We start from the raw sequence: 897 nt of genomic DNA, 5'->3' as shown, positions 1-897 counted from the left end.
TTTTATTTATGTAGATTCACAAAGACAGCATAGCAATCCAAGGTTTCGTTGCGCTGTTTTTGTGAGAATACGATGTGCCGTTCGTAAAAAGGTTTTGAATTTTTAGATGTAAAAAGGCCGTCTGAAACTCCCGTTCAGACGACCTTTATTATTTTTTTACACGCCTGCGGCTGCTTTTAATGCGGCTGCTTTGTCGGTGCGCTCCCAAGTAAATTCAGGCTCCTCGCGGCCGAAGTGGCCGTAGGCGGCGGATTTTCCGTAAATTGGGCGCAGCAGGTCGAGCATTTGGACGATGCCTTTAGGGCGCAGGTCGAAATGTTCGCGAACCAGGGCGATCAGTTTTTCTTCGCTGATTTTACCGGTGCCGAAAGTATCGATGGAAATCGAAGTCGGTTCGGCAACGCCAATGGCGTAGGAAACTTGGATTTGGCATTGGGTTGCCAAACCGGCGGCTACGATGTTTTTTGCAACATAACGGCAGGCGTAGGCGGCGGAACGGTCCACTTTGGACGGGTCTTTGCCGGAGAATGCGCCGCCACCGTGCGGAGCCGCGCCGCCGTAGGTATCGACGATGATTTTACGGCCGGTCAAACCGCAGTCGCCTTGCGGGCCGCCGATAACGAAGCGGCCGGTCGGGTTGATCAGGTATTTGGTTTCGTCGGTCAGTAGTTCAGACGGCAGAACCGGTTTGATGATGTGTTCGATCACGGCGTTTTTCAGCTCTTCGTAACCGATAGACGGATCGTGCTGGGTAGACAGGACGACGGTGTCGATGCGTTTTACTTTGCCGGTTTCGCTGTCGTAAACCACGGTCAGTTGGGCTTTGGCATCAGGGCGCAGCCAAGGCAGGCGGCCGTCTTTGCGCAATTCGCTTTGACGCTGCATCAGGCGGTGGCT

Annotated in this window: 1 protein-coding gene; it reads right to left on the bottom strand. The window is 53.5% G+C overall.

Features of this window, described 5'->3' with window-relative positions; genetic code table 11:
* Positions 1–156 precede the first annotated feature (156 nt).
* Positions 157–897, bottom strand: a 741-nt coding sequence (metK, locus tag ACTHS3_RS15555) for a methionine adenosyltransferase (protein ID WP_440368447.1), incomplete at its 5' end; no start/stop codon positions are given.

This window comes from Neisseria sp. P0009.S007 (genome assembly GCF_051962515.1).
Note: the sequence above shows the minus strand (reverse complement) of the source record. Positions and strands in the feature narration are given on the sequence as shown.